At 58.3% G+C, this 6,345-nt stretch carries 6 protein-coding genes; all 6 read right to left on the reverse strand.

Annotated elements, in window-relative coordinates; all coding sequences use genetic code 11:
- The coding region (locus tag B2W96_RS05180) for a murein hydrolase activator EnvC family protein (RefSeq protein ID WP_293009216.1) at positions 1 to 1,021 on the reverse strand (1,021 nt) is incomplete at its 3' end.
- A gap of 38 nt (positions 1,022 to 1,059) precedes the next feature.
- Complete coding sequence (gene ftsX / locus B2W96_RS05185; RefSeq protein WP_293009218.1) at positions 1,060 to 1,947, reverse strand: permease-like cell division protein FtsX; 888 nt, start codon at positions 1,945 to 1,947, stop codon at positions 1,060 to 1,062.
- A complete protein-coding gene (gene ftsE, locus B2W96_RS05190; protein ID WP_293009220.1) occupies positions 1,934 to 2,632 on the reverse strand; it encodes a cell division ATP-binding protein FtsE in 699 nt (232 codons plus the stop codon). The genes ftsX and ftsE overlap by 14 nt, the downstream gene beginning before the upstream one ends.
- Positions 2,633 to 2,869: 237 nt before the next feature.
- Positions 2,870 to 3,163: a hypothetical protein gene (locus B2W96_RS05195; RefSeq protein WP_293009222.1), complete on the reverse strand. Its 294-nt coding sequence runs from the start codon at positions 3,161 to 3,163 to the stop codon at positions 2,870 to 2,872.
- 11 nt (positions 3,164 to 3,174) lie between these two features.
- Entirely contained in the window at positions 3,175 to 4,329 is a 1,155-nt protein-coding gene (gene grdD / locus B2W96_RS05200; RefSeq protein WP_293009224.1) for a glycine/sarcosine/betaine reductase complex component C subunit alpha, read from the reverse strand.
- Positions 4,330 to 4,341: 12 nt separating this feature from the next.
- On the reverse strand, positions 4,342 to 5,883 hold the full coding sequence (grdC, locus tag B2W96_RS05205; protein ID WP_293009226.1) for a glycine/sarcosine/betaine reductase complex component C subunit beta: 1,542 nt from the start codon (positions 5,881 to 5,883) through the stop codon (positions 4,342 to 4,344).
- Positions 5,884 to 6,345: the final 462 nt, after the last annotated feature.

Below are 6,345 nucleotides of genomic sequence, written 5' to 3' on the forward strand. Positions count from 1 at the left end.
CGGTGTTGCCTCCGCCGTGGGAAATGACCACGTAATTGCCGTAGGAGCTGGAGCGCTGGGCCACAATCACGGTTCCCGCCTTGGCGGCGTGGATGGTGGTGGTATAGCCCACCCGTCCGATGTCAATTCCCTTGTGGTTTGTAGAGCCGATGCCTCCCGGTGACGAGCGTCCGCCAAAGGTGGAGGTGATATACCGGCTGTCCACCGGCCAGATGTAGCCGCCCAGAGCGGCGTTGGATGGCGTTCCTCCGTTGGCTGCGGCCTGCTCCGCCGCAAGCTTGCGGCTCAGCTCTTGAATTTCTTTCTGGATGGACTCCTGTTCCTCGGCAAGACCGTCGATCTCGGCCTCCGTCTCGTTCTGGTCGCTGGCAAGCTGGCGAATGAGGTCGTTGGCCTCTGAGCGCTGGGCCTCCAGTTCTGATTTCTTGGCCACAAGCTCTTTCTTTGCTGCTTCCGCGTCGGCTTTGGACGCGGTAAGCTGGGCTTCCTTCTGGGCAATCTCATCCTGAAGGGCCTTGAGCTGGTCAATCACCGCCTGATCCGCATACATAATCTCATTCACCGCGTTCAGCCGGTCCAGAAGGTCCGTAAGGCTGTCGGCCTTAAAGAGGACGGACCAATAGCTAACAGTCCCCCCCTCCTCCATGGCCCGCACCCGGCGGCAGAATAACTCGTACTGAGCAGCCTCCCGCTCCTGCGCGTCGGCCAGCTCCGCCTGGGTCTGGGTAATCAGGTCGGCATAGGTGGAAATCTGCGTCTCCACGTTGCCGATTTCCTTTACCTGCACGGCAATCTGCTGATCCAGCAGTTCCTTCTTCTTCATGACTTGCGCCTTGTCATTAGAAAGGGCCGAAAGCTTTGCCTTCAATTCCTTTTTCTGCTTGTTCAAATCGGTGGCGCTGGTTTTCAGCGCATCGATATCCGCCTGCTTCACGGCGGCCGCAGGCTGGGGCAGCATCACCGCAGTGCAGATTACCAAAAAAGCCATCAATCCCGCCGTAAGGCGTTTCATCCGTCTCATAAATGTTCCACCCTCCCGCATGTTTCGTAAGGCATGGTTTACACCTGCAAAAACCGCCGGATGGCGGACAGACTGCCTCCCACGCCCACAAGGATTCCGGCCACCAAAAACGTGGCCGCCACAGGGAGCCAAAGTTCCCCAAAGCCCATCACATTGATAAGCTGAAGCGTATCGCTGCTCTCCACGCCCCGGGCCACGGCCTCATACAGCGTCCATTGCAGCAGGAAGGCCGCCACCGCGCCGGTGATGCCCAGCATAAAGCCCTCGTATACAAAGGGCCAGCGGATAAAGCCGTTGGTGGCGCCCACCATGCGCATGATGGCGATTTCCTCCCGCCGGTCAAAGGTGGTGAGTTTGATGGTGTTGGACATGATGAACACGGACACCACCAGCAAAATCACAATCAGTGTCACGCACACCACCGTGGCGATGTTCCGCACGGTAATCAGCCCGTCGGAAAACTCCTCGTAGGCAGTGACTTCCGCAATGCCCTCCACTTTCTCCACGGCGGCCTTCGTCTCTCCCGTCAGCCGGATGTCCACGGTTTTCACGGCGAACCGGTCCCGGAAAATCTCCGGGTCCAGATCCTGAAACGCCGATTCGTCGGTGTATTTCTCCTGAAAATTCTTGGTGGCCTCTTCCTTCGTGATGAAGGTGGCGGAGGCCACATTCGGCTGGGCCTCAATCTTGCTTTGGAGCAGCCGGGCCTGCTGGGTGGTGTAGCTCTCGTCCACATACGCGAGGATTTCGTTGTCCCGCTCCATATCCAGAAGCTGCTGGTTGGCGTTCACCGCCACCAGAGAAAACGTGCCCATAATCAAAAGACAGGCCACGGTGACACCCACGGCCGCAAAGGACATAAATCCATGGCTGAACATGTTGGAAACGCCCTCGTGGAAAAAATAGCGGAAATTATGCCTTCCCATGGATATGTCCTCCCACATAGCGCCCTACGGAATCGTTGATGATACGGCCGCCGTCGATGGTGATGACGCGCTTTTCAAAGCGGTCCACCAGATCCTTTTCGTGGGTAACCACCACTACGGTGGTCCCCAGCGTGTTAATTTTTACCAACAGCCGCATCAACTCCAGCGACCGGTCCGGGTCCAGATTGCCGGTGGGCTCGTCTGCAATAATGGTGGTGGGGTTGTTCACCAGCGCCCGGGCGATTGCCACCCGCTGCTGCTCGCCGCCGGAAAGCTCCGTCGGGAAATGGGAGGCCTTTTCATCCAGCCCCACCAGCTTCAGCACATAGGGAATGCGTTTGCGCAGCTCCTTCTCCCCCATACCCACAGCCCGCATGACAAACGCCAGATTGTCATACACCGTTTTCTTCTCAATCAGGCGGAAATCCTGAAAAATCACGCCCACAGTCCGCCGCATCAGGGGCAGTTGCTTGTCGGTGATGTTACTGACGGAAAATCCATTGATCATCACCCGGCCCCGAGTGGGCTCCACCTCCCCTGTAAGCAGCTTGATGATCGTCGATTTGCCCGCGCCGGAAGGCCCAACCAAAAAGATGAACTCGCCGTCCTCGATGGTGAGTGTAATGCCCCGGATGGCCTGTGTGCCGTTGTCATATTCCATTTCCACGTCCTTCAGACGGATCATATACGCACCTCGCTCCGATCCGGCAGGACCGCCGGAATTTCCAATTTTCTGGGATGGTAGACATAAATCTACAATCGATTGTATTATATATGCTTTTTCCCCATCATGCAAGTGAAAATATGAAATGTATCCGGAAAATTCCGGGACGCACGGCATTTTCCGTATCGTCCCCTTTTTCCGGTCTGCCGCGCCGCAAAAAAGGAGGACGGCTTGTGCCGTCCTCCCTGATCCGCGGCTTTAGTTCAGCCGCACCTCTTTTGCCGATTCGGGCTGAAAACAGCCCTTCATATCGTATTTGTTGTACCCGGAATAGTCGGACAGGGCCCGGCCCTCCAGAGAATAGCTGCGAATAAACCGCTTGCCGTCCACCGAGGTCCAGTTTTCCGCATCCCATGTGAGATAGCCGTCCTCGTCGGTCTGCTTTTCGGCGAAAAGCAAATCCACCTGCCGGTTGTGATTGGCCACAAGGTCCACCAAATCATCCCAGCTTAGTTCCTTCTCGCACTTTTCAATCAAGTCGTTGACTTTCATTTTCTTCTCCCTCAGCCCACGTAGCCGGCTTTTCTCAGAAGTTCCATAGACCGCTCGCTGTTGGCCTCGCTCATCATCACCAACGGGCCTGTGCAGCCCATGCCGCTTTCGGCATAAATCCCCGCCTTCCACAGCACGCGCACCGCGTCCTCCAAGTCCATCACCTCGATGCCCGCGATGCTAGCAGTCACCGGCTCGGCGGGCGGGGCTTTCACATCCTCCGTCTCGGCGGCTGGCTTGAGGCAGGCGGTTTTCCGGGCCTCCAAAAGTTTGTTCAGTCCGGCCTTTTCCGCCTTGGCAAATTCCTCTTTCGCCACGTCGAACACCTTGCCCCGCACAAGCTGGGCGGCAAATTCCAGCGCGTTTGCAATCAGCGGCGCACCGGAAGCACGGGAAATGATCAGAATCAGCTTTTCATAGCCCTTGCCGATACCGGGGCCATAGCCGTACCCACTGGACTCAAAGCTACCACCGGTGGTGTAGGCAGAGAGCATTTTAATGAGGACGTTTCCGGTCAGCGGGTCCGTCACCAGCACGTCCGGCGTGCCCTGAAGCACATCGTTCCCCCGCAGCACCGCGCCCCCGTCGGACCGGGCAGACTCCGCAAACCGGAAGGAATACCCGCCCGCCTGAAGCTGGCGGAGGGCTGTTTCCGTCTGGCGCGCACCGTCCACGTTCAGGATGCCCACAGTGGGGTCGGCAATGCCGCCGGCCTTGGCGGCAATGATGCCGTAGACTGCGTTTTTAATCATTCCCTCCACCCGGTCGGCACTGGAGGTGCCGGTGGTGGTGGCGATAAACATCTCCCGGCCCTTGGCGGGGGTCACCACCCGACCCACGGTAGACACGCCGATGGGGAACGGGAAGTGCATGGTCACAGCCCCGTCCACCGCGCCGCTGTCCACCAGCTCCTCCATTTTCTTGTGGCCCTCGTCCTCGTTTGAAACCATTACGGTGGTTACGCCCGGGGCTTCCAGCGTGCCGATATAGTACACATCCACGCCCCGCTTCGCCGCCATTTGGGCGGCGGCGATGGCGTTTTCCTCACCGTGCTCGCTGCCCATTCCCGTCAGGGCAATTTTGGGACGAACCCCGTAGGAGCCGCTTTCCAGCCCCTCGGCCATTTCCAAGAAGGTTTTGGCGATGGTTTTTTGAAGATTACTCATGCCGCACCTCGCTCAATCTGCCTGCGCCAGCAATGTGGCTGCAAATTCCTTCATTGCCTTGGCAATCATGTCCCGCACCTGCGCTTCACCCACGCCCGCTTGAGCGTCCTGCGCTCCGGCGTTTTTCTGGACGACAAAGGACACGCCGTCAAACAAGTTTGTCATGCGCCCAAGGAACAGCGAACCCTTGCCCACAATCATAACCCGGCTGATCTCCCCCGCCAGCAGTTCTTCCCGGGCAAAGCCCAGATAAGGCACACCGGAGGGAATGTGCCCCTGGGTGGGCGCCCAGCCGGTCAGCCCGTGCTTCACCGTGAAGTTTGCCAACTCCGCCTTTTCCAGTTCACCCCGCTTTACCGCCAGCGCGGCGATCATCTTATAGTTGGAAAGGGGTACGTCGCCCGCCCCGGCAGGCTTTGTGATGTCAGGATTCTGCATCTCGGGAGAGTATTTGTCAATATCGGTAATTTTCAGGCCCGCCCGGTCCAGCGGGTCGGTGACAAGGCTGGAGATGACCGCTTGGGGAGCGGAGCCGGTGCCCACGCTGTGGCGGCCCAACAGCTCCAGATTGATTTCGGGGTTCACGCCGTCGTTCTCTGTGACCACCACGGCAAAGCCCGCCACCATGTCCTCCAGAATGGGCAAGCCCTTCTTCACATGGTCCTTGCCGTTCATGCCAAGCTTCGCTGTGCAGCCTCCGGCGGTGACCACCACGGTTTTATATGCTCCGGCCTGCACCAGCGCGGCGGCCTCAATCATCGCGTGGGCCGGGGCGGCGCAGAAGCTGCGCAGGTCGGAGCCGGTGGCTCCGGAAAGGCCCGCAATCTCCGCGGCGGCCTTGGCAAAGTTGCCGCCGCCCCGCTGGTTCATGTCGCCGCAGGCCTCCTCCGCACAGTCGATCACGTAATCCACCTGAGATTTTTCAATCCCCGCGTTTTTCACGGCGGTGAGCAGCGCCAGAACGGAGGACGCCTTGGACACCAAGTTTTCCATCATCACATGGGCGGATAGGTTTCCGTCGATGTCGTGGGCGCGGTTGACGCAGCCAACCAATTTGTCGTGGTGATACAGTCCCTCGGAATGCTCCTGCTCCACCAGACGGGCAATCTCCGCGCCGTCGATTCCGTCACGAATGCGGGCCAGAATCGTCTCGTCCATCAGGGGATTTGCGGCAAGGTCACTCTTGTGGGCGGCCACAAAGTCCCGATCCAGCTTCACAAGGTCGAACACGTCGCAGCTTTGCAGCAGCAGGAAAAACTCCTCCTGCGGCATCATCTGTCCAAATTTGCCGAAGCGCCCGTTTACGTCGCAGGTCTTGTCATACCACGGCTGCTCCACGGCGGCAAGCTCCGCCGGGGTTTTGTTGCCGATGTAGACCTGATTGGGCCAGTAGGACAGGGCCTGCTCAAAGCTGCGCAGGTGGGCGGGCAGCGCCTTTAAATACTCGCTCTCCGGGTTGACGATGCGCTCCGTGGTTTGCGTGGTGCCGCTGCGCAGCACCATGTCCGGCGTGTGGGCCAGAATGTAGCCCGCGCCCTTGATGACACTTTTCATGGCAAAATACCGTCCTCTCTGCACTTTCAAATCAATTTTAGGTGTTCCCGGTCCTCCGGCCTTTGGGAGAATCTTTTATTAAATGTATCTGCGCATATCTTATAAGCTATGACGGAGCATTTGCAGACAGCCGCGTATAAAAGACGGCAGCCGCCAATTGCGCGGTGCTGCCTCATGCGCTTAGGACTGGTCGAGTGCTTTGTGGAAGGATTTCAATTTCCTTTCGGTTTGATTCGCATTTTTAAGGGTCTTCCACGCCCCCTCTCAAGTTGCACACATTCCCCCAAATCGTTTGTACGTTTGTCGGATTATTCACACTTATGCCGCGACTTTTTGATTTACCTTAAGCCAATGCATGTTTACCGAGCCGCTTGGCCGCCGCTGCGAAGAGACGCAAAGGCGTGGCGCTTTCGCGCCTCTCCCCGGCGGCCGCCGGGGCCTTCTCTTAAAACGGAGAGGCGG

The organism is Oscillibacter sp. UBA6647, assembly GCA_002455655.1.
Lineage (GTDB): Bacteria > Bacillota > Clostridia > Oscillospirales > Oscillospiraceae > Oscillibacter.

Bases quoted from the DNA above. Each gene is read 5' to 3' on its own strand.
- ftsX (WP_293009218.1), bottom strand. From the start codon at position 1,947: ATGGGAAGGCATAATTTCCGCTATTTTTTCCACGAGGGCGTTTCCAAC.
- ftsE (WP_293009220.1), bottom strand. From the start codon at position 2,632: ATGATCCGTCTGAAGGACGTGGAAATGGAATATGACAACGGCACACAG.
- B2W96_RS05195 (WP_293009222.1), bottom strand. From the start codon at position 3,163: ATGAAAGTCAACGACTTGATTGAAAAGTGCGAGAAGGAACTAAGCTGG.
- grdD (WP_293009224.1), bottom strand. From the start codon at position 4,329: ATGAGTAATCTTCAAAAAACCATCGCCAAAACCTTCTTGGAAATGGCC.
- grdC (WP_293009226.1), bottom strand. From the start codon at position 5,883: ATGAAAAGTGTCATCAAGGGCGCGGGCTACATTCTGGCCCACACGCCG.